This window comes from Vreelandella mediterranea, assembly GCF_970647075.1.
This window is the reverse complement of record NZ_OZ310198.1, coordinates 568,349-593,992: the sequence shown is the minus strand read 5'-3', so window position 1 is coordinate 593,992 and position 25,644 is coordinate 568,349. Positions and strand designations below refer to the sequence as shown.

At 60.3% G+C, this 25,644-nt stretch carries 26 protein-coding genes; 16 read left to right on the top strand and 10 right to left on the bottom strand.

Translation table 11 applies throughout. The annotated features are described in order from the left end of the window. Position 1 precedes the first annotated feature (1 nt). From hslU to tatC, 9 genes are all read left to right on the top strand, one after another. Complete coding sequence (gene hslU, locus ACWFVE_RS02830) at positions 2 to 1,324, top strand: ATP-dependent protease ATPase subunit HslU (RefSeq protein ID WP_447527779.1); 1,323 nt, start codon at positions 2 to 4, stop codon at positions 1,322 to 1,324. 96 nt (positions 1,325 to 1,420) lie between these two features. Next, positions 1,421 to 1,804, top strand: a complete 384-nt coding sequence (locus tag ACWFVE_RS02825) for a gamma-butyrobetaine hydroxylase-like domain-containing protein (RefSeq protein WP_447527778.1) — start codon at positions 1,421 to 1,423, stop codon at positions 1,802 to 1,804. Between the two features lie 175 nt (positions 1,805 to 1,979). After that, a complete protein-coding gene (gene ubiE, locus ACWFVE_RS02820; RefSeq protein ID WP_447527777.1) occupies positions 1,980 to 2,735 on the top strand; it encodes a bifunctional demethylmenaquinone methyltransferase/2-methoxy-6-polyprenyl-1,4-benzoquinol methylase UbiE in 756 nt (251 codons plus the stop codon). Positions 2,736 to 2,817: 82 nt separating this feature from the next. Continuing rightward, entirely contained in the window at positions 2,818 to 3,468 is a 651-nt protein-coding gene (locus ACWFVE_RS02815) for a ubiquinone biosynthesis accessory factor UbiJ (protein WP_447530493.1), read from the top strand. After that, a complete protein-coding gene (gene ubiB, locus ACWFVE_RS02810; RefSeq protein ID WP_447527776.1) occupies positions 3,465 to 5,087 on the top strand; it encodes a ubiquinone biosynthesis regulatory protein kinase UbiB in 1,623 nt (540 codons plus the stop codon). The genes ACWFVE_RS02815 and ubiB overlap by 4 nt, the downstream gene beginning before the upstream one ends. A gap of 88 nt (positions 5,088 to 5,175) precedes the next feature. Continuing rightward, entirely contained in the window at positions 5,176 to 5,520 is a 345-nt protein-coding gene (locus tag ACWFVE_RS02805) for a phosphoribosyl-ATP diphosphatase (RefSeq protein ID WP_447527775.1), read from the top strand. Between the two features lie 57 nt (positions 5,521 to 5,577). Next, the gene (tatA, locus tag ACWFVE_RS02800) at positions 5,578 to 5,850 is read left to right on the top strand and encodes a Sec-independent protein translocase subunit TatA (RefSeq protein ID WP_447527774.1); all 273 of its coding nucleotides are present in this window, start codon (positions 5,578 to 5,580) and stop codon (positions 5,848 to 5,850) included. Between the two features lie 3 nt (positions 5,851 to 5,853). Beyond that, on the top strand, positions 5,854 to 6,303 hold the full coding sequence (tatB, locus tag ACWFVE_RS02795) for a Sec-independent protein translocase protein TatB (protein WP_447527773.1): 450 nt from the start codon (positions 5,854 to 5,856) through the stop codon (positions 6,301 to 6,303). After that, positions 6,300 to 7,082 carry a twin-arginine translocase subunit TatC gene (gene tatC / locus ACWFVE_RS02790; RefSeq protein WP_447527772.1) on the top strand — a complete coding sequence of 261 codons (783 nt, stop codon included), beginning with the start codon at positions 6,300 to 6,302 and terminating at the stop codon, positions 7,080 to 7,082. The genes tatB and tatC overlap by 4 nt, the downstream gene beginning before the upstream one ends. 87 nt (positions 7,083 to 7,169) lie before the next feature. Here the strand turns inward: tatC and elbB are convergent, their stop codons facing one another. Then, positions 7,170 to 7,841: an isoprenoid biosynthesis glyoxalase ElbB gene (elbB, locus tag ACWFVE_RS02785; RefSeq protein WP_447527771.1), complete on the bottom strand. Its 672-nt coding sequence runs from the start codon at positions 7,839 to 7,841 to the stop codon at positions 7,170 to 7,172. A gap of 309 nt (positions 7,842 to 8,150) precedes the next feature. Between elbB and ppk1 the strand changes: the two genes are divergently transcribed. Together ppk1 and ACWFVE_RS02775 are read left to right on the top strand one after the other, a co-directional pair. Then, complete coding sequence (ppk1, locus tag ACWFVE_RS02780) at positions 8,151 to 10,343, top strand: polyphosphate kinase 1 (RefSeq protein WP_447527770.1); 2,193 nt, start codon at positions 8,151 to 8,153, stop codon at positions 10,341 to 10,343. Positions 10,344 to 10,489: 146 nt separating this feature from the next. Further along, positions 10,490 to 11,428, top strand: a complete 939-nt coding sequence (locus ACWFVE_RS02775; protein ID WP_447527769.1) for a LysR family transcriptional regulator — start codon at positions 10,490 to 10,492, stop codon at positions 11,426 to 11,428. On the opposite strand, the gene ACWFVE_RS02770 is transcribed toward ACWFVE_RS02775, so the two are convergent. Both ACWFVE_RS02770 and ACWFVE_RS02765 read right to left on the bottom strand, forming a co-directional pair. Beyond that, a complete protein-coding gene (locus tag ACWFVE_RS02770) occupies positions 11,391 to 13,001 on the bottom strand; it encodes an ATP-binding protein (protein ID WP_447527768.1) in 1,611 nt (536 codons plus the stop codon). The genes ACWFVE_RS02775 and ACWFVE_RS02770 overlap by 38 nt on opposite strands. A 47-nt stretch (positions 13,002 to 13,048) precedes the next feature. Then, positions 13,049 to 13,756: a response regulator gene (locus ACWFVE_RS02765; protein ID WP_447527767.1), complete on the bottom strand. Its 708-nt coding sequence runs from the start codon at positions 13,754 to 13,756 to the stop codon at positions 13,049 to 13,051. Positions 13,757 to 14,027: 271 nt separating this feature from the next. On the opposite strand from ACWFVE_RS02765, the gene ACWFVE_RS02760 reads away from it, so the two are divergent. Next, entirely contained in the window at positions 14,028 to 14,168 is a 141-nt protein-coding gene (locus ACWFVE_RS02760) for a hypothetical protein (protein WP_447527766.1), read from the top strand. Between the two features lie 87 nt (positions 14,169 to 14,255). Here ACWFVE_RS02760 and ACWFVE_RS02755 read toward each other — a convergent pair whose 3' ends face one another. From ACWFVE_RS02755 to ACWFVE_RS02745, 3 genes are all read right to left on the bottom strand, one after another. Further along, the gene (locus tag ACWFVE_RS02755; RefSeq protein ID WP_447527765.1) at positions 14,256 to 14,435 is read right to left on the bottom strand and encodes a PLDc N-terminal domain-containing protein; all 180 of its coding nucleotides are present in this window, start codon (positions 14,433 to 14,435) and stop codon (positions 14,256 to 14,258) included. Between the two features lie 74 nt (positions 14,436 to 14,509). Beyond that, entirely contained in the window at positions 14,510 to 15,025 is a 516-nt protein-coding gene (locus tag ACWFVE_RS02750) for a retropepsin-like aspartic protease family protein (RefSeq protein WP_447527764.1), read from the bottom strand. 16 nt (positions 15,026 to 15,041) lie between these two features. Then, on the bottom strand, positions 15,042 to 16,385 hold the full coding sequence (locus tag ACWFVE_RS02745) for an MFS transporter (RefSeq protein ID WP_447527763.1): 1,344 nt from the start codon (positions 16,383 to 16,385) through the stop codon (positions 15,042 to 15,044). A gap of 132 nt (positions 16,386 to 16,517) precedes the next feature. Between ACWFVE_RS02745 and ACWFVE_RS02740 the strand changes: the two genes are divergently transcribed. Genes ACWFVE_RS02740 through ACWFVE_RS02730 form a run of 3 tightly spaced genes read left to right on the top strand, consistent with a single transcriptional unit; the run spans position 16,518 to position 19,250 of the window. Next, the gene (locus ACWFVE_RS02740) at positions 16,518 to 17,303 is read left to right on the top strand and encodes a substrate-binding periplasmic protein (protein ID WP_447527762.1); all 786 of its coding nucleotides are present in this window, start codon (positions 16,518 to 16,520) and stop codon (positions 17,301 to 17,303) included. 46 nt (positions 17,304 to 17,349) lie between these two features. Beyond that, positions 17,350 to 18,000, top strand: a complete 651-nt coding sequence (locus ACWFVE_RS02735) for a substrate-binding periplasmic protein (RefSeq protein WP_447527761.1) — start codon at positions 17,350 to 17,352, stop codon at positions 17,998 to 18,000. After that, positions 17,997 to 19,250, top strand: a complete 1,254-nt coding sequence (locus ACWFVE_RS02730; RefSeq protein ID WP_447527760.1) for a GGDEF domain-containing protein — start codon at positions 17,997 to 17,999, stop codon at positions 19,248 to 19,250. The genes ACWFVE_RS02735 and ACWFVE_RS02730 overlap by 4 nt, the downstream gene beginning before the upstream one ends. Positions 19,251 to 19,377: 127 nt before the next feature. On the opposite strand, the gene ACWFVE_RS02725 is transcribed toward ACWFVE_RS02730, so the two are convergent. Continuing rightward, complete coding sequence (locus ACWFVE_RS02725; RefSeq protein WP_447527759.1) at positions 19,378 to 19,545, bottom strand: hypothetical protein; 168 nt, start codon at positions 19,543 to 19,545, stop codon at positions 19,378 to 19,380. Between the two features lie 48 nt (positions 19,546 to 19,593). After that, positions 19,594 to 21,225 carry a BCCT family transporter gene (locus tag ACWFVE_RS02720; RefSeq protein ID WP_447527758.1) on the bottom strand — a complete coding sequence of 544 codons (1,632 nt, stop codon included), beginning with the start codon at positions 21,223 to 21,225 and terminating at the stop codon, positions 19,594 to 19,596. A 177-nt stretch (positions 21,226 to 21,402) separates the two neighbouring features. Here ACWFVE_RS02720 and ACWFVE_RS02715 point away from each other — a divergent pair, with 177 nt between their 5' ends. Continuing rightward, positions 21,403 to 21,762, top strand: coding sequence for a hypothetical protein (locus ACWFVE_RS02715; protein WP_447527757.1), 360 nt, complete (start codon positions 21,403 to 21,405; stop codon positions 21,760 to 21,762). Here ACWFVE_RS02715 and ACWFVE_RS02710 read toward each other — a convergent pair. Further along, positions 21,759 to 22,652 (bottom strand): AEC family transporter, encoded by an 894-nt coding sequence (locus tag ACWFVE_RS02710; protein ID WP_447527756.1) that lies wholly within the window; start codon positions 22,650 to 22,652, stop codon positions 21,759 to 21,761. The genes ACWFVE_RS02715 and ACWFVE_RS02710 overlap by 4 nt on opposite strands. A gap of 18 nt (positions 22,653 to 22,670) precedes the next feature. Beyond that, positions 22,671 to 25,625, bottom strand: a complete 2,955-nt coding sequence (glnE, locus tag ACWFVE_RS02705; protein ID WP_447527755.1) for a bifunctional [glutamate--ammonia ligase]-adenylyl-L-tyrosine phosphorylase/[glutamate--ammonia-ligase] adenylyltransferase — start codon at positions 25,623 to 25,625, stop codon at positions 22,671 to 22,673. Between the last annotated feature and the right edge of the window lie 19 nt (positions 25,626 to 25,644).

The following is a 25,644-nucleotide window of genomic DNA, read 5'->3' as shown; positions in this document are numbered from 1 at the left end:
CATGACCCAGATGACACCCCGCGAAATCGTTCACGCGCTCGACCAGTACATCATCGGGCAGCAGGATGCCAAGCGCGCCGTGGCCATTGCCCTGCGCAACCGCTGGCGGCGCATGCAGCTCGACACCGACCTGCGCCCGGAAGTCACGCCGAAGAACATCCTGATGATCGGCCCCACCGGCGTAGGTAAAACCGAAATCGCCCGGCGGCTTGCCAAACTGGCCCGCGCACCGTTCATCAAGGTCGAAGCGACCAAATTCACCGAAGTCGGTTATGTGGGCCGCGACGTCGAGTCGATCATTCGCGATTTGATGGAAGCTGCGATCAAGATGGTGCGCGAGCACGCCAAGGAAGAGGTTGGCCACCGCGCCGAAGACGCCGCGGAAGATCGCGTACTCGACGCGCTGCTGCCGCCGCCCCGGGGTCAGGAAGACAAGCCGCGCGACGACAACGCCACGCGCCAGTCTTTCCGCAAGAAGCTTCGCGAAGGCCAGCTCGACGATAAAGAGGTCGACATCGAAGTCTCCGCCCAGGGCCAGGGCGTCGATATCATGACGCCGCCAGGCATGGAAGAGATGACCAACCAGCTGCAGAGCATGTTCTCCAACATGGGCCAGCAAAAGCGCGAACAGCGCCGGGTCACGGTCAAGGAAGCGCTGGTACTGCTGCGCGACGAAGAGGCCGGCAAGCTCGTCAACGAAGAAGAGATCAAGGCGCGGGCGGTCGAGTCCGTCGAGCAGCACGGCATCGTCTTTCTCGACGAGATCGATAAAGTCGCCAAGGGCAGCGGCCAATCAAGCGGCGGCGAAGTTTCCCGGGAAGGCGTGCAGCGCGATTTGCTCCCGCTGATCGAAGGCTCCACCGTCTCGACCAAGTACGGTATGGTCAAGACCGACCATATCCTGTTCATCGCCTCCGGCGCGTTCCATCTGTCGCGGCCCTCCGATCTGATTCCGGAGCTTCAAGGCCGCTTGCCGATTCGCGTCGAGCTCGATGCGCTGACGCCGAACGACTTCAAGCGCATCCTGACCGAGCCTTCGGCCTCACTCACTCGGCAATATCAAGCGCTGCTGGCCACCGAAGGGCTCGACGTCGAGTTCACCGAGGATGGTATCGCGCGCATCGCCGAGATCTCCTGGCAGGTCAACGAAGGCACCGAAAACATCGGCGCGCGTCGTCTGCACACCGTGATGGAGCGCCTGCTGGAAGAGGCCTCGTTCAAGGGCGGCGATATGGACAGCCCCTTGGTGGTCGATGCCGACTACGTCAACGCCCAGCTTGGCGAACTTGCCGTCGACGAAGACCTGTCGCGCTATATCTTGTAAGCAGTTGCGTTGAAGCGCGGTCCAGGCCGCGCGGTAACATGCTTTTCAGGCGGGCCACCACACCCGCCTGTTTGCTACTTCAAAGGGAGATTGCCAATGGATAGCCCGATTCCCACCCACGTTCACTACCACAAGAAAAACCGCCTGCTGGAGCTGACCTACCCGGGCGATCTGCACTACCGCGTGCCGATCGAGCTTCTACGCGTTTACTCGCCCTCCGCGGAGGTGCGCGGCCATAGCGCCGACAGCGCGGTGCTGCAAACCGGTAAGCGCGACGTGGGCTTGATGGATATCAGCCAGGTCGGCAACTACGCGCTCAAACTTCACTTCGACGACGGCCACGACAGCGGCCTGTATAGCTACAACTACCTTTACGAGATCGCCACCCAACAAGACGCCTATTGGGCCGAGTATCTACAGCAGTTGAGCGATGCGGGGGCCTCCCGCGAGCCGGCGAGCATTCAGTTCAAGGAACTATAGGGGTGACACCGGCCGATTTGGAAAGCCCGGCCGCTTCGAAAAGCGCGTCGAGACCTGGCTTTGAAGCGGCAGGCGCAGACAAAACGACAGAGAGAAGGCTACAATACAGCCAACCTATCAAGCGATGACAGACGCGTCATCGATGTCCGCCTCGAACTCGGGAGCCCGTCGCCTCATGAGCCCCACGGAAAAGCGCACCACCCATTTTGGCTACCAGGAAGTACCGCTCGACGAGAAAGCCTCGCGCGTGGCGGATGTCTTTCACTCGGTCGCCGCGCGTTACGATGTGATGAACGACCTGATGTCCTTCGGCATTCACCGGGTATGGAAACGCCTCACCATCGAGCGCGCAGGCGTGCGCCCTGGCCATAAGGTGCTCGATATCGCCGGCGGCACCGGTGATCTGACGCTTAAGTTTTCGCGTATGGTGGGACCCCGTGGCAAGGTCGTGTTGGCGGATATCAACGCCTCGATGCTTAACGTCGGCCGCGACAAGCTCATCGACAACGGTGTCGGCGGCAACGTCGAATACGTTCAAGCCAACGCCGAAACGCTGCCCTTTCCCGACAACCACTTCGACTGCATCACCATCGCTTTCGGGCTTCGCAACGTCACCGACAAGGACGCCGCACTGCGCTCCATGGCCCGCGTGCTCAAACCCGGCGGGCGCCTTTTGGTGCTGGAGTTCTCCAAGCCCGATAACGCGCTTTTGAGCAAAGCCTACGACGAATACTCGTTCCGCTTTTTGCCGCGCATCGGTGAGCTGGTGGCCAAGGATGGCGAGAGCTACCGCTACCTGGCGGAGTCGATCCGCATGCACCCGGACCAGAAAACCCTCAAGGCCATGATGGAAGACGCGGGACTCGAGCGGGTGGAGTACACCAACCTGACCGGTGGGATCGTCGCGCTACATCGCGGCATCAAGCTATGACCCTCAATACCGCGAAATGCCACGCTATAAAGCAACGTGCTCTGATTCGACGAGCACTCGTTCAAAGAACGCTGAGGTGAGCATGCGATTGACCCCGCCCCTGTTACTGGCCGGATGTGAACGCACGCTAAACGCTCTGCTCGCCCGCGACCCGGCAGCCCCTGGCCGTCTCGAGGCGCTGGCGGGCAGCCGTTTGCTGATCAGGCTCGAAAAACCACACCTGACGCTTTTGCTTGCCTACCACGCCACTGGGGTCGACCTGCTGCCCGGCGACGATGTGCTCGAGGCAAGCGTCGATGCCACCGTCGAGCTGACCCCGGAAACCTTCTCCGAGTGGCTGAGCGGCGCCTCGATCGAGCGACTGATGTTCGACGGCAAGCTTGCCGTCCGCGGGCGTCTGGGGCTTTTGGAAGCGACCCGGGATCTGTTTTTCGACCTGGATCTCGACTGGGAAGGTGAACTTGCCACCTGGATCGGCGCCACTCCCGCCCACTCATTTGCCGAAGGCATTCGCCGGCTGAGCCGTTTCGGACTGCGCGCCCGGGACGAGTTTTTGCAGGATCTTTCCGAGTACGTGTTCGAAGAAGCCCGGATGCTGCCCGGGCGCCATCAGCGCGATGTGCTGCGCGACGCGCTCACCGAGCTCGACATGGCCACCGACCGCCTGGAGGCGCGCCTTGACCGCCTTACACGGCGCCTGAACGCGAGCATCGTTCAGGAGCCCTGCTCATGAGCCTGCGGCTTTTCAAAATCCTCTGGGTCATTGCGCGCCACCGCTTGGATACGCTGGTGCCCAAGGAGCGCTTATCGCTTTGGCTGCGCGTTTTGATGTGGTTTTTGCCGCTACGCCTGGTGCCGGTCGGCAAGCGCTCCCGAGGCGAGCGCTTGCGCCTGGCGCTGGAATCTTTGGGGCCGATCTTCATCAAGTTCGGCCAGATGCTCTCGACCCGGCGCGATCTGCTGCCCGACGATATCTCTAACGAGCTCAGAAGGCTTCAAGACCAGGTGCCGCCCTTCCCCGGTGAACTGGCCGTGGCCCGAGTGGAAAAAGAGCTCGAGATGTCGCTTGTCGAGGCGTTCGCCGAATTCGACCGCGTCCCGCTTGCCTCGGCGTCCATTGCCCAGGTCCACGCCGCCACGCTTCACACCGGCGAAGAGGTGGTGGTCAAGATCATCCGCCCCAGCATCGATGCGGTGATGCGCCAGGACATGGCGCTGATGTATCAGGTGGCCAAGCTTGTGGCGCGAGTGCCCGAGGCCAAGCGCCTGCGTCCGGTCGAGGTGATCCGCGACTACGAATCGACCCTGTTCGACGAGCTCGACCTTTACAAGGAGGCCGCCAACACCTCCCAGCTCAAGCGTAACTTCAAGGACTCGGCGCTTTTATTCGTCCCCACCATCTACTGGCCCTTCACTCGGCGCAACGTCATGGTGCAGGAGCGCATTCGCGGCGTGCCGGTGGCGGATATGGACACGCTGATCAAAAACGGCGTCAATCTTAGAAAGCTCGCCGAGCGCGGCGTCGAGCTCTTTTTCACCCAGGTGTTTCGCGATAACTTCTTTCACGCCGACATGCACCCGGGCAATATTTTCGTCAACTGCGACAACCCGGAAGACCCGCAGTACATCGCCATCGACTGTGGGATCGTAGGAAGCCTGACCCGGGAAGACCAGGATTATCTCGCGCGCAACCTGCTGGCGTTTTTCCATCAGGATTATTACGAGGTAGCGGCGCTTCATATCGAGTCCGGCTGGGTCGGCGAGAATACCCGGGCCAACGAGTTCGCCGCCGCCATTCGTACCGTGTGCGAGCCGATTTTAGAAAAACCGCTCAAGGATATCTCCTTTGGCCAGGTGCTTTTGGGGCTTTTCCAGACCGCCCGGCGCTTCAACATGGAAGTCCAGCCGCAGCTGGTGCTGTTGCAGAAAACACTTTTGAACATCGAGGGCCTGGGCCGCCAGCTCTACCCGGAGCTCGATCTTTGGAGCACCGCCAAGCCCTATTTAGAGCAGTGGATGAAAGAGCGCGCCGGGATCGGCGGGCTTTGGGAGTCGCTCAAACGCCAGGCGCCGGAGCTTTCCCACCAGTTGCCGGAGCTTCCCGTGCTCGCCCACCAGGCGCTTAGCCGCATGGAGCAGGAGCACCGCCAGCGCCACCTTCAAGCCAGCGCCATTACCCAACTGGATGCCAAATTCACCCAGCAGAAAAAGCGCCACCACCGCCTGCGTATTGGCGTGGCGCTTCTCGCCATTGCACTTACCTGGCAGCCCTTGAGCGAATGGGCGCTGGCCCAACCCTGGCAGGTGCTGGCCGCCGCCGGTGCCGGGCTCTTACTGCTTTTATGGCAGTAAGCCAGGCGCGCCAGGCTACACTTGAATCATACCCAATTGATGCGAACGCAGCGCCCGCAGGATCTTTAATCAACGCCCAAGGATTTCGATGAGCACCGCCAACACCATGCCCGTTTTGGACCAGCTAGCAAAGGTGCTGGAGCAGCGACGCCACGCCGCCCCGGAGCACTCTTATGTCGCCGCCTTGCACGGCAAGGGGCTCAACAAGATACTCGAAAAAGTAGGCGAGGAAGCCTTCGAGACCGTGCTGGCCGCCAAGGACGTCGAGGCTGGCGGTGACGAAGAGCGCCAAGCGGTTATCGCTGAAACCGCCGATCTGTGGTTTCATACGCTGGTGATGCTCTCGCACCTCGAGCTCGACCATCAGCGCGTGCTCGACGAGCTCGCACGGCGCTTCGGGGTCTCCGGCCACGATGAAAAAGCGTCCCGATAGCGCTTAATCAGCGCCCTTTTCCCGCGTTTTACGCCCCGGCTTAATGAGGAAACGACTATGTTAGGTGGCATCAGTATCTGGCAGCTCTTGATTGTACTGGGCATTATCATCCTGATTTTTGGAACCAAAAAACTGCGCAACGTCGGCACCGACCTGGGCGGCGCGGTCAAGGGTTTTAAAAGCGCCATGAGCGAGGAAGAGAAAGAAAAATCCGCCGAGCGCGACGAAGCCGCCAAAGTGGCTCACGAAGAGCCGGGCAACACCTATGACGTGCAGGCCGAGGAGAAGCGCAAGGCCGAGGCCGAGAAGCGCTCTGAGGAGCGTCCCTAAGCCATGCTGGATATCGGCTTTCTCGAGCTCATGCTCATTGGCATCGTGGCCCTTTTGGTACTCGGCCCCGAGCGCCTGCCGAAGGCGGCGCGCACCACCGGTATGTGGATCGGCAAGATCAAGCGAACGGTATCCGGTATGCAGCGCGAAATCAGCGCGCAGCTCGAGGCCGAAGAGCTTCGCCAGAAGATCAGCGATCAGCAGAAAAAACTCGATAGCAGCCTGAAGCAGGCCAAGCGCGACGTCGAAAGCATCGCGAGTACCCCAGGGGCGCCGTCTTCTTCCGGCGCCCCGGGAGATGACACGGACAAGCGCGTTGCCAAGGCCGCCGCGCGCCTGGACGATGCGCTGGAGGAAGTCCACGAAAGCCCCGAGCCCTCCTCCCAGGCGAGTGCCGAGGAGTCCGCGCGTCCCGAATCCGATGAGCTGAAAAAGGATAGTAACCCGTCATGAGTAAGCCGGGCGATTCAAACCAGCCGCGCGAGGATCTAAGCCAGGCACCGCTAATCGAACACCTGATCGAGCTGCGCTCGCGGCTGGTCAAGGCGGTGGCGGTCGTGCTGGTGATGTTCCTGGCGCTTTACGCCTTTGCCAACGATATCTACACCTTCGTCGCTGACCCCTTGATCGCGCTGCTACCGGCGGGTTCACAAATGATCGCCACCGAAGTGGCCTCGCCCTTTCTGGCACCTTTCAAGCTAACGCTCGTGGTCGCGGTATTTCTGGCGATTCCGTTCGTGCTACACCAGGCTTGGGCCTTCGTTGCCCCCGGGCTTTACGACAACGAGAAGGCCCTGGCGATCCCCATTCTGGTGTCGAGCATTGCGCTCTTCTACGCCGGGGCGGCGTTTGCCTACTACGTCGTGTTTCCCTTGCTGTTCGAGTTTTTCACCCAGACCGGGCCTGCCAACGTGGCGGTGATGACCGACATCAATCAGTATCTTAACTTCGTACTGAAGCTCTTTTTCGCCTTTGGCGTGGCTTTCGAGATTCCCATTGCGACGTTTTTGCTGATTCTCTCCGGCGCCACGACAGTCCAGAGCCTTTCGCAAAAGCGCCCCTACATTTTGCTGGGCTGCTTCGTCATCGGCATGGTGCTCACGCCACCGGACATCATCTCGCAAAGCCTGCTGGCCATTCCGATGTACCTGCTTTACGAGGTGGGCTTGCTGTTTGGCCGACTGGTACGCAAACGTCAGCTCAAGGCCGAAGAGAACAGCGAAAGCGAATAACCCTTTCTTATAAACCTAAAAAAACCTCTGCACCCGTGCAGAGGTTTTTTGTTGGTCACTCGACCACGTCGACGACCCAAAAGGAGGCTATTGCTTGGCCTGATCGATCATTTCGTTGATGCGTTCGACCAGCTTGAAAATACCGGTGGCGGCTTCGCTGATGCGCCTCGCCTGCATGTAGGCGGGAGTGGTCACCACCTGATGCTCCAAATCGACGACGATATCATCGACGTCGCAGCTTTTGTGCAGCCCACCCATGGCGCTGATCGCTCCGGCAACGCTTGGATCGCGCCCGATGGTGACCGAAATACCGTCGCCCCAAAGCCTGGACACCAGCACCGGGGCGATGCACATAAGGCCGATCGGCTTGGCGTCCTCCTTGAACGCGCCAAGCGCCGTTTTCAGGCTCTCGAGCACGGCCATGGCGTCGCCCTGTTCGGCAAAGTCGGAAAGGTTTTTAGCCACGCCGAAACCGCCAGGCACGATCACCGCGTCGAAGTCATCGGCGTCGAGCTCGGTAATGGGCTGGATCTCGCCGCGCATCAGCCGCGCCGATTCCTCCAGGACGTTGCGCGTCTCGCCGTCCTGGGCCTTTTGGGTCAGGTGGTTGACGACGTGGTGCTGATCGATATCCGGTGCAAAGGCGCGGTACGCGATACCCAGCTGATCGAGACGCAACAGTGTCAGCGTGGTTTCATAAATCTCCGAGCCATCATAAGCGCCGCAGCCGGCCAGTATCACTGCTACTTTTTTGCTCATGCCCTAACTCTCCTGGTTGTTTTCGTAGTCTCGACAGCGAGCGACATAGTAAAGCCGACACTCTAGTCACTCTTCACCGGCTCCACAAGACGGCTTTCGCCGTAGAGTACGGCGCGGGTATTCGCGTCTGCCAAGCACCCCCTGAGTCCTGAGCAAAACCAGACCGCTTGAGCGTCGGCAATATTAATTTTAATTAACTCAAGACCAGAGCGACATCGAACTGTCATCTTTATCCTGCAAAATCGAGCCCAACACACTAAGATCCAGGTAGGCGCTTACAACGCGTGATGCCCAATCTGCGGGAGATGTATGGAGATGCAAACGTCGGACTCTACGCCGCTTCAAAGTATTGAAGCATCCAGCGGTGAAGGCGAGAGCTTGCCCCTTCGGATCAATCGTACCCCGACCGGCGTTCAAGCCAAAGGCGGAGACGGGCAAACCGACCTGGACGACCCGGAGCTCTATTTCAACCGCGAACTTTCGCACCTGCAGTTCAACATTCGCGTGTTGGAACAAGCGCTGGACGATGCCCACCCGCTATTGAACCGGCTGATGTTTTTGCTGATTTTCTCCTCCAACATGGACGAGTTTTTCGAGATTCGCGTGGCCGGGCTCAAACACCAGATTGCGCTGAACGATAACGCCACCTCCGCCGACGGCCGCTTGCCAAGGGCTGTGCTGAGCGAGATATCCGACACCGCCCACCGCCAGATTCGCCGCCAGTATCAGATCCTCAACAACACCTTACTGCCCGCGCTCGAAGCTCAGGGGCTACGCTTTCGCCGCCGCGACCAGTGGAACGAGGCGCAACAAGCCTGGGTGAGGGCGTATTTCGATCGTGAAATCATGCCGGTGATCAGTCCGATCGGCCTCGACCCCTCGCATCCGTTTCCCCGGCTAGTGAACAAGAGCCTCAACTTTATCGTCGCCCTCGAAGGCAAGGATGCGTTCGGCCGGGCCGGCGGCATGGCGATTCTGCCCGCCCCGCGTTCGCTGCCCAGACTGATCGCGCTGCCCAAGGAGCTCTGCGCCGAAGGCTTCTCCGAATACGTATTCCTCTCCTCGATGATTCACGCCCACGCCGAAGAGCTCTTTCCCGGCATGCGCGTGCTCGGCTGCTACCAGTTCCGGCTGACGCGCAACGCGGATTTGAGCGTCGACCCGGAAGAGGTGTCGGATTTGGCCTCGGCGCTGCGCGGCGAACTTTTGGCGCGCCGCTACGGCAGCGGCGTTCGCCTGGAGGTGGCCGACAACTGCCCCGACGACTTGACCGATTTTCTGCTGCGCCAGTTCGATCTAACGCCCGACGATCTCTACCGCGTAGAAGGCCCGGTCAACCTGACCCGCATGATGGCCGTGCTCGACGATGTCGACCGCCCGGAGCTGATGTACCGCCCCTTCATCCCAAGCGTACCCAAGGCGCTCAAGGAAGGGAGTTTGTTCAGCGCGATCAGCCAGCAGGATATTCTGCTGCACCACCCCTTCCAGGCGTTTTCGCCCATCGAGGATTGGCTACGCGAGGCGGCGCGGGACCCGGACGTACTGGCGATCAAGCAAACGCTTTACCGCACCGGTGCGGACTCGTCGATCGTCAGCGCCCTGGTGGACGCGGCAAGCCAGGGCAAGGAAGTCACCGTCGTCATCGAGCTGCGCGCGCGTTTCGACGAGGCCGATAACCTGCAGCTCGCCTCGCGCCTGCAGGAGGCCGGCGCCATCGTGATCTACGGCATCATGGCCTATAAAACTCACGCCAAGATGATCCATATCGTGCGCCGCGAGAAGGGCGAGCTCAAACACTACGCCCACCTGGGCACCGGCAACTATCACGCCAAAACCGCCAAGCTCTATACCGACTACAGCCTTTTGACCGCCAATCAGGCGTTGTGCGCCGATGTACACCGGGTGTTTCAGCAGCTCTCCGGCATGGGGCAGACGCGCAAGATCGATACCCTTCTCCACGCCCCCTTTACGTTACATCAGCGTCTGATCGAAATGATCGACCGCGAAGCGCAGTTTGCCGCCAAGGGCAAGCGCGGCCATATCATCATCAAGTGCAACTCGCTCACCGAACCCAAATTGATCAAGGCGCTCTACCGCGCCTCCCAGGCGGGCGTGGAGTGCGACTTGATCATTCGTGGCATGTGCTGTTTGAAGCCTGGCGTCAAGGGTGTCTCGGAGAACATTCGCGTGCGCTCAATCATCGGACGCTTTCTGGAGCATACCCGGGTCTTCTACTTTCACAACAACGACAAGCCCGAAACCTGGTGCTCGAGCGCCGATTTCATGCCGCGCAACATGTTCCACCGAGTGGAAACCTGCTTTCTCCTAAAGGACAAAAAGCTCGCTAACCGGGTACGCAAGGACATGGAAACCTACCTGGTGGATAACTGCCAGAGCTGGCTTTTGGAAAGCGACGGCAGCTACCGCCTCCAGGGCTCGGGCACCAGTGACGCCATCAGCGCCCAGGAAACGCTGTTGTACGCCTACGCCTCGAAAAGCTAGCCTTCGACCTCTCCTTCGACGCCGCGCGGCTCTTCCAGGCGCGGTGTCGGCGCAAATATGAGACACTGCGACGAGGGAATCCCGAACACCGGGGTTCTCGCTTTAAACATGTTCACTGTCTTTTATAACCGCGAACCGAATCGTCAATGCTTGAACTACGTCATCTGCGTACGCTGGCCGCCCTGCGCGAAACCGGCTCGCTGGTCGAGGCCGCCGAGCGCGTTCACCTTACCCAGTCGGCGCTTTCGCATCAGTTGAAAGATCTGGAAAGCCGCGTGGCGAGCCCGCTTTTCGTGCGTAAAACGCGTCCGGTGGAGTTCACCCGGGCCGGGCTTCGCCTGTTGGCGCTGGCCGACGAGCTCCTGCCGGCAGTGCGTCGTGCTGAGCGCGACCTGGCCAGGCTTTCAGGTGCCGAGCAGGGCCGCTTGCACATGGCCATCGAGTGCCACAGCTGTTTTCAGTGGCTGATGCCTACCGTGGATTACTTTCGCGATCACTGGCCGGAAGTCGAGATCGATATCCCGAGCGGTCATCACTTCGACCCGCTACCGGCCCTTGCCCGCGAGCAGCTCGATCTGGTGATCACCGCCGACCCACAGCCCATTGAGGGCATTCACTACGCGCCGCTATTTCGCTACGAGGGGCTTTTGGCCGTGGCCCGCCAGCACCCTTTCGCGCAGAAAGGCTTTGTCAGCCCCTTTGAGCTCGCCGAACAGACGCTGATTACCTACCCGGTGGAGCAGTCTCGGTTGGATGTGTTCACCCAGTTTTTGACCCCGGCCCAGGTACGCCCGAAGGAGATTCGCACCGCGGAGCTCACCATCATGATGATGCAGCTGGTGGCCAGCGGCCGTGGCGTTTGCGCGCTGCCCAACTGGGCGTTGACCGAATATCTGGAGCGCGACTACGTAAGCGCGGTGAAACTTGGCGAGGCGGGGATTTGGGGCACGCTCTATGCGGCGATTCGCGATGAGACGCGCCACACCCCCTGGATGCAGGATTTTCTGCGCACCGCGCGGGAAACGTCCTTCGCGGTGCTCAGCGGCGTCAAGCCGGCGGGGGGCGGCGAGGAATCAATAGCGTAAAGCGCGCCCCGCCAAGGCTCGGGCTTTCATCGATGGTGACGCTGCCGCCGTGGCCGGTCATGACCTTGTGCACGATGGAAAGCCCAAGACCGTAGCCGCCGGAGCTTCGCGCCCGGCTGTCGTCCAACCTGGCAAAGGGTTTGAAGATATCACTGCGCGCCTCCAGCGGCACCCCCGGGCCGTCGTCTTCGACATCGATACGTACCAGGTGTGGCTCGTCGCAAAGACGAATGTTGACCTGGGTGCGGCCATAGCGGCAGGCGTTACTGACCAGGTTTTGCAGCGCACGCTGCAGATAGCGCGGCTCGGCCAGAAGCTCGATCTCCTCGTGCTCTGTCTCGAGCTTGAGGCTAAGCGTTTTGTGTAGCGGGGTGAGCGCGTCGATGACGCGATTGGCCATGGCACAGCACTCCACCGGCACCATCTCCAGCGGGTCACCGTGGCTTGGCCCGCCGCCCAGACGCGCGTAGGTCAAAATCTCGTCGACCAGATCGTCGAGCTCGGCGATGTCGGCGTCGATCCCCTGCAGTTGACGGCGAATCGACGGCTCCTCGGTCATATCCTCGACCATCTGCACGGCAAAGCGTATACGCGCTACCGGCGTACGTAGCTCGTGAGACACCGCGCGAATCATCTCCTGCTGGCCTCTCAAGAGCGTTTGCACCTGGCTTGCCATGGCGTTGAAGGCCATGCCGAGCCGGCCCAGAAAATCGCCGCTTTCCACCTTCACCCGGGTTTCCAGCCGGCCGCTTGCGATACGCGTGGCGGCGAGTTCCAAACGCGCCATGCGCGCTTCGATACTGCGCATGATGAGATAGATGATGAGACTCAGCACCACCATGACGCCGATGAGAAGCGGTAAATGCAGGCTCAGCGGTAGCGTATCCCGCCGGGTAATGGGGCCGGCTTTCAACCACTGCTCGCTGCCGGGTATTTGATAAAGAAACGTAAGAGAGAGCTGCTCGGTGACCAGCCGCGTCACGACCTCGCCGCGGGCCAGTTGCTGGCGCTGGGCCGGGGTGAGGCCTTCGGGCAGTGTCGAGACGAGCGCCAGCGGCCATCCCGGCAGATTCACATCGGCAAGCACTGACTGGCGCTGGGGAGCGGGCGTTCGTGCCAGCCACTCGCCCAGGACCACCATGCTGCCCTGCCACTGGCGCTCGTTCCAGCCCAGGAAGGTAGCGCTCAAGAGACTATCCTGCGCCGAGCGCTCATCGGGAATGCGCTGGCGAAGCCGCCAGGGGTTGGTCTCGATCAAAATATTACCCCGCGCCAGGCGGGCTTTCTCGAAATAGCCGAGTTCGGCATCGTTGGCCGGTACCAGCGCCAGCTGCATACCGAACTGATGCGAGAAAGCGTTCAAACGCGCTTCTCGATTTTCCGGGGCAAGCTCGGCCAACTGCCGGGTCATTAGCGTCATCGGCAGGCTCACCATCTTTTCGCGAAACTCTTCGCGGCGTACCTGTTCGATGAAGGTACGCCCGCCGATCGTAATGACGAACACCACGCAAAGCGCCAGGGCCAGCAGCACGTAAAATCTAAAAAAAGAGCCGTGGCTAAGCACGCGCGGCATGGCATTCACCTCGCTGACGCTTTTGACCGGGTCCCGCGACGCTGCGATTAGCTATCCTTGACAAAGAGGTAGCCTTTGCTGCGCACGGTTTTAATACGGTGAGGCTGATGGGGGTCATCGCCGATCTTGGGGCGAATGCGTGACACGCGCACGTCGATAGAGCGGTCCTGGCCGTCGTACTTGATCCCCCGCAGGTCGCTGAATATCTCCTCCCGGGTCAGCACGGTGCCCGCATTGCTCGCTAAAAGCCAAAGCAGATCGAACTCCGCACTGGTCAGGTCGATACGCTCCCCCTCGAGCCACGCCTCGCGGGTGGCGCTATCGATATCCAGATTGGAAAACTGCAGGCGCACCTCGCCATTGGGGGCCACCGGCGCGTCGGCGCGGCGCAACAGGGCCCGCATGCGTGCCAGCAGCACCCGGGGCTTGACGGGTTTGGGCACGTAATCATCGGCGCCCATTTCGAGCCCCAGCACCTGGTCGAGGTCATCGGTGCGCGCGGTCAACATCATGATAGGCCCGGTGAAATTGGGGCGTACGCGCCGGCAAATCGAAAGACCGTCCTCGCCTGGCAGCATCAAGTCCAAAATGACAAGGTCCGGCTGAAGCTCCAGAATCCGCTCGACCCCTTTCGCACCATCGGCTTCGACCGTTACTTTAAAGCCGTTGTTGTCCAAGTATTCTCGGGTTAGCTCGGCCAGACGCTGGTCATCTTCGATAATCAGCACATGGTCTTGATCGGGATAGTCAGACATGAGCGGCTCCCGCTTCCTTTATAATGGTCAATAGCCTCGGTAACTTCATGGTATCTGATCAACGTGGCAAAGTGCTTAATGGTAACACTAGCTTACTCTTTATTAACGTTTGAAGGGCAAATTGCAAGAATAAATCGGCACCCCCGGAGAACCTGCCAGGCTGCTTTTCACTAGTTTTAAGCGGCGCACGCCGCTTGATTGTTGATGCGTAGCGCGCTAATGTTGAACTCGCGAGTTGTCAACCATCTTTTGGACATGACAGGAGAAGGCGATGGGCGATCAAAAAACCAAAAGCGTCATAAAACGCGTCTACGTACCCACTCAGGTGCGCGATTTACCCAACGGCGAAAAGCTGACGATCCCCGGGCATTACAAGGCGCCGCCCGCGAGTGACGAAAGCGGCGAAGACTAGCGAAGCGCTTTTAAGCGTTACAAGACGCGCTTTTAGAATACAAAAAAAGCAGGCCCAGGGCCTGCTTTTTTATTTCGCTTAAACCGGCTATCCCTTGGGCCCCAACACGAACCAGATAATCAAACCGATTAGCGGGAAGAAGAGTAACACCAGAATCCAGATCAGCTTGGCAAGGCCGCCAGCCGAACTTTTGGCGACTTTAACAATGGCCCAAATGACAATGACAAGCCAGATAAGGCCTAACAGGCCGCCTACTTCAATTCCCATAACAACGCTCCTTGGTGTGCCGATATCCTTACATTACGCGCTCAGCATAGCACTTCCTGGACAACATGCGAGCGTTACTGAGGCGGCAAGCGCAGCAGCATTTCGCCGTCCGCTATTTCGATACTAAGCAGATTCAAAAAGCTCATGCCCAACAGCACGGTATCGCGCTCCATACCGGGGCTGATCGAGCCCTGCACGTTACTGGCGCGTAGCCCGCCAAGGGACACTTCGTCGAGCTCGGTTAAGTTACCCTGTACCCGGCCGTTGGCCGTATTGAACCAGGCGCTGCGCCCGGGCTCTAGCGACAACCTATCGGCAAGCTCGTGGGGCACGGCCACATAGGTGGCGCCGGTATCGAGCAGGAAAGTCACCGGCTCGCCGTTGATCTGGCCGGGGGCCTCGAAATGGCCTGAGCGGTTGCGCTTGAGCCGCACCGGCGCCCCCTCTGTCGAGGTGTCCATGATATGAGCGTTGGGAGTGGTGAGGTTTTTGAAACCGCCGTCGATAAGCCAAGTGCCCGCCCCGATCAAGGCTATCCAAAATAGCAGCATCATCACGATGCCGCCGCGCTGTGTGCTTAGCGATGTCATACACCCTCTCCGCCCGTTAGGTGCTTTCCCATGCAGTCGCCGCCTCGCGGCCGCGGCGCTCGTTCACGCCTGCACAAATCAGCATCGCCATGATGAACAACCCTACACATAATAGAATAGAGGCCTGCAAACCAATCAACGTTTGCAACACGCCCAGCAGCACGATGCCCAGCACCCCGGCCAGCTTGTTCGCCAGGCCCCAGAAGCCGAAAAATTCCGCGGACTTGGCAAGCGGCGAGAAAACCCCGACCAGCGCGCGGCTGGCCGACTGGCTCGACCCCAGGCTCAGCCCCGCCAAACAGCCCACGTATAAAAAGACGTATTGCGCCTGCCACTGCCAGCCAAAACGCGCATTGGCCCATTGGGTAAGTTCTGGCGTCGCCCAAATCGCCAGAATGGCCAGGACCCAGAGCGCCAGGGTCATCTGGTAGGTGCGCTTGGCACCCAGCTTATCCTGAATAAAGCCGAACCCCAGCGCCCCCGCCGCCGCGGTGAGCTGCACGACGATGAACATGATGTTGCGTACCCCTTCGTCCCAGCCGATCACCTGGGCGCCATAGATGAACGCAAACGCGATGATGATGTAGACCCCGGCCATCGAGAAAAGCAGCGACACCAAAAAAATGGTCAGGTCCTTGAAGTAGCGAAGCTCCTTGAAGGTAGACGTCAAGCGCCCCCGCGCGATCCGCCAATACGATACGCCCTTCTCTCGGGGCTCCCCCCGCTCTTTTAACCACAGGAAGGTAGGAATGGCGGCGACCAGGAAGAATCCGGCAGCGAACGGGCCGACCCAGCGAATACGCTCGAAATTCTCAAGCGTGGCTTCGCCCAGCACCAAAAGCGTAAATCCCGCGGCGAATAGCCCGCCAATATAGCCAAGCGCCCAGCCAACCCCGGAAATTTTACCCAGCGCCGAGGGCGGGCCGAGTTCGGGTAAAAACGCAGCAATGAACGATTCGCCCATGGAGTAGGCGTAGTTGGAGAGTATGATCAGCAAAAGCCCCGCCACCACGTAGCCGGGTTCGACGAAATAGAGCATGGCGGTCGTGGCGATCGTCGCCAGATAACTTACCAGCAGAAAGCGCTTTTTTTCGGCCCGATAATCCATGATGGCCCCGCTAAGCGGCGCGGTAATCACCACCATCAGGTAGCTGGTGGCAAGCGCCAGGCTCCATAAAAAATTGGCCAGTCGGAAGTTGTCACCGCGATCACCAACGATCACGGTAGTAAAAAGCTCGCCGAAAACCACCGTGATAATCAGCAGCGTATAGGCCTGGTTGGCAAAATCGAACATTGCCCAACCAAATATCTCGCGCCGGGAGGCGTAGGCCGCTGCGCTTTTTACGGGTTCAGAGGACATAGAAGCTCTCGTGCAGATAGTGCATCAAAGGGGCCAGCTCGACTACATTAACGCCTAAGCCAGTAAAAGGGGGATGACAGGGGGTGAAAGTTACTCTAAATTTTCCTGGGAGTTACGTTGGGGTATCTGCGCATGACGCATGAATTCGCCGTCAAAAAGCATTCAATAGCCAAGGGCGCATTGCGGGTCGCGGTGCTTATGGGGGTAAGCGCATCCTTTGCCGATACGTCCCCCTCCCTCGCTGCCTTTAGCTATATTACCGAAGAGTATCCCCCCTATAACTATGTCGAACAAGGTGTTGCAAAGGGTCAAACGGTCGATCTTTTAAAGCGTCTGTTCAACTACTCTCAAACACCCTTCGAATACGCCGATATTCACAGTTACCCGTGGATAAGAGGCTACAACATGGCGCTGCAAACGCCCAACACAGTGCTTTTCTCGACCAATCGGACGCCCTCGCGCGAAGCGCTTTTTCACTGGGCCGGGCCCATCGCCATCGACCAGGTCACACTGATCGGTCATGCCAGCAAGCCACTACGCATCGAGGAACTGAGTGACGCCATCGCGCAAAGCCTCAGCGTCGTGGTAATCCGGGGCGATATCGGTGAATTGAGCCTGACGGAGGCGGGCTACCCGGAAACGCTCATTCACCATGCGCTGGATAACCAGAGTGCGCTCAATATGCTGATCAATGAACGGGTCGACCTGTGGGCCTATAGCGCAAACGTGGTCGACTGGATCGTCGATCACGAGGGCTACCGGCCTGCCACTTTGATCCCGGTTTATACCTTGAGTCGCTATCCGCTCTACTTCGCGATCAACAAGGAGAGCGACCCGGCGCTGACCGAATATTTTCAAACGATGCTTCTTGAGCTAAGTTCATTTGATATTCCGTCGCCGGTATATGAGGATGAGTAACCGCTGGCTCCCATCTTTTTCACCTGTACTCGTTATGATCATTGTGATGTTTTCAAGCATGAAGGTGACGGCGAGCCCGGCGCCCTCCTACCTCTTGACGATTAATACCGAAGAATATCCGCCCTTCAACCATGGCCTGGGTGGCGACATCCAGGGTTACGCGACCGAGCGCTTACAGCAGGCGCTCGAACAAACCGGGATCGAGGCCCGGTTTTATCTGCTTCCCTGGGCGCGCGCCTATACCGAAGCGCGGCTTCGCCGCGACCACTGCGTTTACTCGACCACGCGCACCCCACAGCGCGAGGCGCTTTTTCGCTGGGCGGGGCCGCTGGCGGCGAACGAGTGGGCGGCGTTCGCGCTCGAGGGCCATGCGGGCGAGTTAATCCGCCTCGAGGACCTGGCTGGCCTGCGCGTCGGCAGCTTTCGAGAAGATGCCGTGGGCGACTACGTCAAAAGCCAAGGTATCGACGTTATAAGAGCACCCAGCGAGCGGGTCAACATCGCACGGTTGGAAGCCGGTTTTTTGGATGTGATCGTTTCCGGCCGGACACCGGGGGAGTTCATCGCCCAGGATGAAGGCATCCCGCTCGTTTACCTGTTTAGCTTTGCCCATGTGCCGCTTTATCTGGCCTGCAACCCAAGCGTCCCCCGCCAGGTAATGGACAAAATCCAGCACGCAATAAGGGCGCTGCCATGAACACCCAAAACCGGCTCATCAAAGGACGCTTGACCTTGAAGCAAGCGCTTTTGACGCTTCTCATCGCCACGCTGATCAGCCTGGTCGCGGGCAGCCTCGAGCTTTGGAGCCACGCTAAAGGTATGCGGGCCAGCATCGAACAACGCACCCAGCAGCAGCTTGCCATCATCAATGGCGCGGCGGCGGAGGCGGCGTTTCAGCTCAACCCCCAGCTTGCCGAACAGATCGCACGGGGGCTTTTCAATGATAGCGATGTCGCTCGCGTGGTCATCGAGGATGATTTTGGCCGTAAGCTGGCCGAATTCGAATCGCCCACGCTGCCGTCCGGGCGCCTTGGGCAGGCGCTGTTTGGCGATATACTCAACTACCAGGAACCGCTTCGTTATCACATGGGCGAAACCGTGCCGGCCTCACAGGTCGGGGAAATCCGGCTATCGCTGGACCAGCATTATCTAACGGCCCAGTTTCTCGCCCGAGGCTATCGCGTGGTGGGTATCAGTATCGTCGAAGCCTTTTTACTCAGCTCGCTGTTTATCGCTTTTTTCCATATTTTCATCACCCGGCCGCTTTTAAAGGTTCACGCCGCCATCACCCTGACCGACCCGGCCTTTCCGGCCCAGTGGCCCAAGCCCACGCTGCGCGGCCATCGAAACGATGAGCTGGGCCACCTGGTCGAGAGCATGGATCACCTGCTGCGTGAGTTTCAGCGCGGTCTGGAGCAGCGCGACCACCTGCATCAGCTCTCCCGGCACGACGGCCTGACCGGTATCGCCAACCGACGCTACTTCGACACCTTTCTGGCCAGCCACTGGGAGAAATCCCTCAAGGCGGAAGAGCCTATTTCGGTGATATTTGTCGATATCGACCGTTTCAAGGCGTTCAACGACTACTACGGCCACACCATGGGCGACGATACACTCAAAAGCGTTGCCCGCGCGCTTAGCCGCTGCATCGATCAAGAAACCGACCTGCTGGCGCGCTACGGAGGCGAAGAGTTCGTTTGCGTACTGCCGGCCAAGGATATTTATCGCGCCCTGAGCATCGCCAACCACATGCGCCAAACGGTACTGACGCTGGCCATTCCCCACGCCCGTGGCCAGGATAGCGTGCTCACCGTGAGCATCGGGGTGGCCTGCGCCCTGCCCACCAATGACAAAACCGCTAGTCAGCTGCTAAGCGAAGCCGACGATCGGCTTTACCATGCCAAAAACCGTGGCCGAAATCGCATAGAAGCCTTCGACCCGGTTTAAACACGGCGTTTGAAAGGTCAAGCATGCACTGAGTGAACGAACCATCGAAATGCACGAGAAACTCACTGCGAGACATTAAAAAAGGGGCGCGTAATGCGCCCCTTTTGTTGGCTGAGTCTCGTCCTGGTCAGGTGAGCAGCCAGTGCGCCAAAACGGCGGACAAACCGATCACCAGCGCCGTCAGAACCGCCACGATGACGATCAAATCCAGCCAGCGGTCGAAGACAGCCCCACATCGACCAAGGCCAGCCCCTTTGGGCTGACGTCGCGTTGCGCCTTGGCGCGGTCGAGCCATTAGCGCTTACTCCCTCTTTAGACAGTTTATAAAATACCTGGATAAAGTCTAGTCCTTGATGCGCCGATTGACCACGAGCGGTGCACGCCGCAAGCGTTCCTGCTCGGCATCGCTTAGCTCGCCGGCCTCGAAAGCGTCCGCGCCGACCGGGGTATCGCCGTGACGACGATAAAGCTGGGTCAGCATCGAGCGACGATCCGCCTGCAGCTCACGAACCAGCACGAACACCATCAGGTAAAGAATGAACGTAAAGGGAAGCGCTGCCAACACCGCTGCCGACTGCAAACCGGTCAAGCCCCCCGCCGCGATCAGCGTAAGGCAAATGGCGGCAATCAATACGCCCCAGATCACGCGCTTGTAAAGCGGCGGATTGATCGAACCGTTGTCGGTCATCTGCGCCACAATATAAGAGGCCGAGTCCGCCGAGGTCACCAAAAAGATAAATATCAGCAAAATGGAAACGAGCGAGAGCACACTGGTAAAGGGCATCAGCTCGTACATCTCGAAAAGCGCCACGGTGATGTTATCCTGGGTCGCCGCGGCCAGACCGATATTGTCGCCATTGATCTCCATGGTGAGCGCGGCGCCGCCAAACACACCGATCCACAAACACGCCAGCAGCGGCGGCATGATCAGCACGCCGAACACGTACTCCTTGATGGTGCGCCCGCGGGAAACGCGCGCCACGAAGGTGCCCACGAAGGGCGACCAAGCGATTACCCAGGCCCAGTAGAAGATCGTCCACTCGCTGGCCCACTCGTTGCTACTATAAGGTGAAATGCGCAGGCTCATGCCGATGAAGTTCTGCAGGTAGTCGCCAATGCCCAGCGTAATGGTTTCGAGGATCGCCACCGTCGGCCCGGTAATCAGCACGTAGAGCATCAGGCCGATACAGATCGCCAGGTTCAAATTGGAAAGGCGCTTGATGCCTTTATCAAGCCCCGCCCAGGTCGAAAGCATGTAGGCGCAGAACATGACGGCAAGAATGATGAACTGCCAAAGCGTACCTTCGGGCACGCCAAACACTGCGTTCAATCCGCCGTTCATTTGCAGCACGCCAAGCCCCAGCGAGGTCGCCACGCCCATGACGGTCGCGACCACGGCGAACACATCGATCCAGGAAACGTAGGAGCGCAGCCGCGGCTTTTTGGCCACCACCGATGAAAGCACCGACGATACCAGCCCCGCCTGGCCCTTACGAAACTGGAAATAAGCAATGATCAGCCCGACGACCGAAAACGCCGCCCACTGATGAATGCCCCAGTTGAAGTAGCTGTACTGGATCGCGTAGCGCGCGGCGGCCTCGGTCTCGGACTCGAAATCGCCGTAGGGCACCTCGATGAAGTGACTCATGGGCTCGGCCATACCGTAAAACACCAGCCCAACGCCAAACCCCGCCGCCAGCAGCATGCTGATCCAGGAGAAAAAGGTATAGTCGGGGCGGCTGTCCTGGGGGCCCAGCCGCACCTTGCCATACTTGCTCAGCGCCAGCCCGAACAAAAAGATGACGAACCCGAACACCGAGATCAGATAGAACCAGCCCAGGTGCTCGGTCACCGCACCCAACGCGGCCTCGGCGCCGTTACCAAAATTTTCGGGAAACGCCGCGCCGATTATCACCAGTGCAAAGATGATAACGGCGGAAGCGATGAATACCGTTTTGCCTTCTTTACGCGCCATTTGATCTCCTTATTCTCCCGGATTTAAATCATCCCCATTCAGTGTTTTAACCCTTGCAGCTAACAGGGTCTAAAGCAAGCGCCGCGCCAGAAGTGAACTCGCCCTACGCGCTGTGTTCCAATGTTTGCAAAAGACGGGTTGCCAAAGACCGGTTGCCAAAGATCAAGGGAGTCCCTCATGCGCCACCCTCATCGTGATTCGCAAAACGCTGCCTGGCAGGCCGCCCATCAGTGGCGTGCCAAAGCGGCCAATACCCAACCCCACGGCCTTTTAGGCACCCTGAAGCTTGCCCTGGTATGGCTGGCCTTCGGCGCCTTGATGATCGTCGGCGTGGTGTTCGGGCTGGTCTTTTTACTGATCGGCTGGGCCTTGATGCCATTGATGCGCTACAAGATGAAAAAGCGTATGGATCAGATGCGCGCCGACCAGGCCCAGGATATTGGCGGCAGTGCCGGCGGTTCTTCTCACGCCCAGGACACGCGTCATGGCCAGCAGGACGCGCTCGAAGGCACCTTCGAGGTCAAGGAGAAACGCTAAACCGGCGCATGGATGAAGGCGAAGGTAACGCCCAACACCAGCGGCATCACGACCAGGCTCCCCAGGTTTCCGATCAGTACGATAGAGGCCACCTTTTGGGGTAACAGGTCGTACTGCTCGGCCACCAGGTAGTTCAGCACCGCCGGGGGGAGTGCAGCGAATACCAAAAGCGTTGCCAGTTGAAGGGGTTCCAGGGGCAGCAGCCACATCAGCGGCAGCGCGATCACAAGCCCCGATAGCGGGCACAAGACCGCCCCTAAAAGCCCGGTGCGCCAGTCGCCAAGATCCACCTCCAGCAACCGCACGCCCAGCGCGAAGAGCATCAATGGAATGCACACCCCGCCTAGCATGTGCATGGCGTCCAGCAGCCAGCCCGGCAGCGCGATATCGCCCACATTGATGAAAAGCCCCGCTACGCTGGCCGCCACGATCGGCATTTTGAGCATGCGCCAAAGTGACGTACGCGAATCGAGCATGTAGAGCCCCACCGAGAAGTGCAGCAGCATCTCGACGATGAACACCACCACCGCCGCCGGCAGCGCCGCCTCGCCAAAGGCGAACACCAGAAGCGGTACGCCCATGTTGCCCGAGTTATTGAACATCATCGACGGCAAGAACACCTTGCGGTCAAGATTTAGCCACCGGGCCAGCGGCCAGAGCACCACCCCCGAGCCAAGCACCACCAGCGCCGCCGCCCCGCCAAGCCAGGCGTACTCGGCCAGCGGCGCCTGGCGGTCCGCCAGCACGGCAAACACCAGAAGCGGCACGAACAGCTCCATATTGAGCGTGTTGAGCGTTGCGATATCCGGCGTGCGAAAGCGCCCGTAAAGCGCCCCCGCCGCGGCAATCAGGAAAACGGGTAACAGCGTGGCAAGGATATGGCCGGTCATGGATCGCTACTCAAGGTGCTAGCCCAAAAAGCGTTGCCAGAGCGCACAAACCGCCTCGCGGTGCTGGGTAAACGGGTCAGGGTCCGCCACGGGTTTGTCGCCGGTCAGCGCGGCGCGGTGGGTGCGGCTTCGGTAGGCAAGGTAAGCCTCTCGAAGCGCGCCCGCCTCGTCGTCGCTGATATAACCGTGCTCGGCCAGCGTCTCCAACAGCCGAATATTGTCGCGGTAGGTGGCAAGCTCAGGGGTCTTGTTCGAGAGCGCCAGCACCCCGTACTGGCAGAGAAACTCGATATCCACCATGCCGCCGGCGTCCTGCTTCAGATTGAAGGTCGTGGCGGCCTCCTTCGGCCCGGGCCTGGTCGCCAGGTGATCGCGCATTTTCTGGCGCATGCCCACCACATCGCTTTTGAGCGCCTCGCCTTCGCGGGGCTGGGTCAAAAGGCCTGCGCGCAGCTTCTCGAACTTCTCTGCAAGGGCGGCGTGGCCCGCCACGACCCGGGCGCGCACCAGCGCCTGGTGCTCCCAGGTCCAGGCGTTTTGGCGCTGATACTCGCCGAAGGCGTCGATGGAGGTGACCAAAAGCCCGGCGTTGCCCGACGGGCGCAGGCGCATGTCCACTTCATAAAGGCTGCCCGCCGGGGTGGTGGCGGTCAAAAGGTGAATGATGCGCTGACCAAGGCGCGTGTAGAACACCGGCGTATCCAGCGGGCGGGGCCCGTTGGTGGCGCCCTTGGTGTCGCTGTCGTGGAGAAACACCAGATCCAGGTCGGAGCCGTACCCCAGTTCGATGCCGCCGAGCTTGCCGTAACCGATAATCAAAAACGCCGGCTCATGCTCACTCAGCCCAGCGGGCACGCCGTGCTTGCGCGCCACGTGCTTCCAGGCCATGGCCAGCACCGCCTCCAGAATCACCTCGGCGATGTAGGTCAGGTAGTCGCTCACCTTCATCAGGTGGCGGGTACCGGCGATATCCGAGGCGGCGACGTGCAGCGTTTTGGCGTGCTTGAACACACGCAGCGCCTCGAGCTGGGCCTCTTCGTCGTCCTCGGGCAACCGGTTCAGCGTTTGGCGAAGCTCATCGCTTAGCGCCGCCTTATCCGCCGGGGTGTAAAGCGTCTCCGGCGTTAACAGCTCGTCGAGCAAAATCGGGTAGCGCGCCAGGTGCTGGGCGATCCAGGGACTGGGAGCGCAAAGATGCATCAGGTGCTCGAGGGCGTGGGGGTTCTCCCTTAAAAGCGCCAGGTACGCGGTGCGCCGCAGGACCGATTCGATCAACGGCTGGACCCGTTCAAGCGCCGTGTCCGGCGTGTCGTGTTCGGCGACGGCGTCGAGCAGCAGCGGCATCAGCGCGTTCAGGCGCTCGAAGCCGATACGCTGCATGCCCTGTACCTGGCGGGAGTGATAGAAGTTCTTCAAGCGTTTGAGCACCTGGGCCGGGTCGGCAAAGCCCGCCGCGTCCAACTGCGCCAGGGCCTCGTCCTCCTCCAGCTCCCCGCGCCATAAAAGCCGCCACTGCTCGAGCTCGACACTGGTGCTGCTTTCGTCGTCCACCTCGCCTTCCGGGTCGGCGATGACCGCATCGAAGTGGCGGCGCACTCGCTCCCGCGCCGCGTCCAGCGCCTCGACGAGTGCTGCCCAGTCTGGTTTCTTCAGGGCGTAGGCCACGCGGGTGCGCTCGTCGTCATCGTCGGGCAGCATCTGGGTCTGGCGGTCGTCGAGCGCCTGGATGGCATGCTCGACGTCGCGTAAAAACGCGTAGTCGTGTAAAAGCTCTTCGACGACCGCTTCGGGCAGCAGGCCAAGCGGGGGCAGCTCGCTCAACGCGCGGGCAAGCGAGGCGACCTGTAGTTCGGTATCGCGGCCACCGCGAATCAGTTGAAACGCCTGGACGACGAACTCCACCTCGCGAATGCCGCCAGGGCCGAGCTTGATATTGCTCTGCATGCCCTTGCGCTTCACTTCCCGGTTGATCATCGCTTTCAGCTCTCGAAGCGACTCGATCGCGCCGAAATCCAGGTAGCGCCGGTAAACGAAGGGACGCAGGCTTGCCAGCAGCGCCTTGCCGCCTTCGACATCCCCGGCGACCGGGCGCGCCTTGAGCATCGCGTAGCGCTCCCACTCGCGCCCCTGGTCCTGGTAGTAGCTCGACAGCATAGCGAAGCTCCCCACCAGCGGCCCGCCGTCACCAAGCGGGCGCAGGCGCATATCCACGCGAAAGGCGAAGCCGTCCCGGGTGAGTGCATCGAGCGCAGCGATCAGGCGCTGACCAAGCTTGGTGAAATACTCCTGGTGCTCCAGCGGCTTGCGCCCGCCCTGGGTCTCGCCCTTTTCCGGAAAAGCGAAAATCAGGTCGATATCCGAGGAGAGGTTGAGCTCGCCGGCCCCCAACTTGCCCATACCCAGCACTACCAGCCGCTGCGGGCGGCCATCGGCGCAGGGCGCGGGGGTTCCCCAGCGCGGGGCGTAGAAGGTTTCCAGCCAGCCAAGCGCCCCCTCCAGGCACACCTCGGCAAGCCAGGCAAGCGCCTGGGCGGTTTGCCACATGGCGTAATCCGCCGGCCGATTGAGATCGCGCCAGATAATCCCGAGCATGCGCGCCCGGCGAAAGCGGCGGATGACCCGGTGCATGGCTTCTTCGTCTTCGGCGCCGGCCAGCGCCTTTTCAAGCCAGGCCTGCTGGGTGGCTTTATCCGGCGTGGCGTCGAACTCGGCGTTGTCCATCAGCTCGCCCAACCATTCGGGGTAGCGGCCAAGGGTTTCACCGGCGAAATGGGAGACGGTGATCACGCGATAAAGCGCGGCCAAAAGCGGCTCATCGAGCGCCTCGAAGGCGCGCGACGGGAGCGGCTTGTCGGTCATCGAGGCGACGTTGTCCGCCTTATCGAGCGCCTCCGTCAAACTCGCAAACGCTTGCTCGGCAAGCGGGGTGAGCGCCTCGGGCGCCTGGGATAAAACCGCTGCGTTCCACTGCATAGCCACCTCGTTGCCTGTC